We start from the raw sequence: 1,978 nt of genomic DNA, 5'->3' as shown, positions 1-1,978 counted from the left end.
CCGACTCCTTCGCCATGATTCGCGGTGGACACATCGATCTCGCCATCCTTGGCGCCATGCAGGTTTCCGAGCGCGGCGATCTTGCCAACTGGATGATTCCCGGCAAGCGCGTGAAAGGCATGGGCGGCGCGATGGATCTCGTCTCGGGCGTCCGCCGCGTCATCGTGCTGATGGAGCACACTACTCCCGACGGAGGCCACAAGCTGCTGCGCACATGCACATTGCCGCTCACCGGCAGCGCAGTGGTGCATCGCGTTATCACGGATCTATGCGTGCTCGATGTGACGGATTCGGGCTTCGAAGTATTCGAACTGGCCGACGGCGTTACGCGCCAGCTGGTCGAGCAGCGCAGCGGAGCGGCACTTCGTTTTCGCTGAGTTATCTCTTCCAGACCGGCTTTCTTTTCTCAAGAAATGCTGAGACCCCCTCGCGAAAATCCGCAGTCTCGCGGGACTCCGCGTTGGCTTGAAGAGCTGCGACAATCGCCGCATCGAGCCATGAGCGATTCTGCGCGGCAAGCAACCGTTTGGTTGCACTCATAGACTGCGGACTATTGGCGAGCAGAGACTTCGCCAGCTCATGTGCACGCGAGTTCAATTCTTCCTTCTCGACAATCTCATTCACCAACCCCAATTGCTGCGCTTCCACGGCTCCAAACAGGCGGCCGGTCAGCAGCAGGTCACGGGAGCGCTTGTCCCCGACTTGCAGCGCTAGAAATGCAGAGACCAGCGCGGGAACAAAGCCGATCCGCACCTCGGTGAAGCCAAATTTAGCTGCCGGAGTTGCGAGGGTGAAGTCGCAGAGCGTTGCCAGCCCTGTTCCACCTGCAATGGCGGGACCATTCACGGCGGCAATCGTGGGTATGTGCAGTTCATAGAGCGTCACCAAAAGGCGCGCAATCCGTTCTGCGTCACTGCGATGCTCTGCGGGAGTCTTGTCGCGCATTGTCTGCAACTCAGAGAGATCGAGTCCTGAAGAAAAGGCGTCTCCAGCGCCGGTCAGGATCAGGGCATTGCATTCAGACGCGGCAGCCTCCTCGAACGCGCTCGTCAACTCAACCTGCATCTCCTGTGTCATCGCGTTTTTGCGGTCAGGGCGATTCAGCGTAATGGTTCTTATGGGGTGATCGTCCGTTACAAGGATCGTCTTTTGACTCAAATTCCACTCCCTTTCAGGAAGAGCGCGTCTTTTTATTGGACAGCCAAACCGAATCGGCTCGATATGTTTCGGCTTTCCACTATCAGCGTGTCAAGGCTTCCAATCGGCGGAAGGTTCGCTCCGCAGCGGCGCAACTCTGCCAGAAGAGCTTCGGTGGGTATATTTCCAACCAGGACGTCCTGGGCGAACGGACAACCACCCAGGCCACCTATCGCCGCGTCGAATCTCCTGCACCCTGCCTGAAATGCGGCACGAATTCGCTCCGCGGCCTCTGCAGGCCTTGCGTGCAAATGTGCGCCGATCTCAAGGCCAGCGAATTGCCCGATAACCGCGGATAAAACTTCTTCAATGCGATCAGTGGTGGCGAGACCCACGGTGTCTGCAAGCGAGACCTCCGTTACTCCGCACTCTGCAATCAGGTCGCAGGCCTGCAGCACTTCTTCGATACTCCACGCATCTCCGTAGGGGTTTCCAAAGGCCATCGAGACGTAGGCAACAACACTCCGGTCATCCCCTGCGGCGATTGATTGGACCTTCTGCAGGGCTTCCAGCGATTCCTCGAGGGTCTGGCGCTGATTTCTGCGAAGAAACTCCGCCGAAATGGAGTACGGAAATCCGAGCGTCTTCACCGCATCCGTTTGAACAGCACGCAACGCGCCCTTCTCGTTCACCACGATGCCGATGATTTCAACATCCACGGGCAGCGACAACTGAGAAAGAACCCCCTCCGAGTCCGCCATCTGCGGCACGACAGCGGGAGAAACAAAACTCACCGCGTCAATGTGTTTGAATCCCGCGTCGATCAACCGGCGGAGGTAAC

At 58.1% G+C, this 1,978-nt stretch carries 3 protein-coding genes; 1 reads left to right on the top strand and 2 read right to left on the bottom strand.

Translation table 11 applies throughout. The features are described 5' to 3' along the window. The coding region (locus WA354_RS17640) for a CoA-transferase (RefSeq protein WP_472814333.1) at nucleotides 1-377 on the top strand (377 nt) is incomplete at its 5' end. A gap of 1 nt (nucleotide 378) precedes the next feature. Here the strand turns inward: WA354_RS17640 and WA354_RS17635 are convergent. Further along, the gene (locus tag WA354_RS17635; RefSeq protein ID WP_472814332.1) at nucleotides 379-1,158 is read right to left on the bottom strand and encodes an enoyl-CoA hydratase/isomerase family protein; all 780 of its coding nucleotides are present in this window, start codon (nucleotides 1,156-1,158) and stop codon (nucleotides 379-381) included. Nucleotides 1,159-1,190: 32 nt separating this feature from the next. Then, nucleotides 1,191-1,978, bottom strand: a 788-nt coding sequence (locus WA354_RS17630) for a beta/alpha barrel domain-containing protein (protein WP_472814331.1), incomplete at its 5' end; no start/stop codon positions are given.

The sequence above is a fragment of the Occallatibacter sp. genome, from assembly GCF_049802275.1.
Taxonomy (GTDB): Bacteria; Acidobacteriota; Terriglobia; order Terriglobales; family Acidobacteriaceae; genus Telmatobacter.
This window is presented reverse-complemented; position numbering and strand designations above follow the sequence as displayed.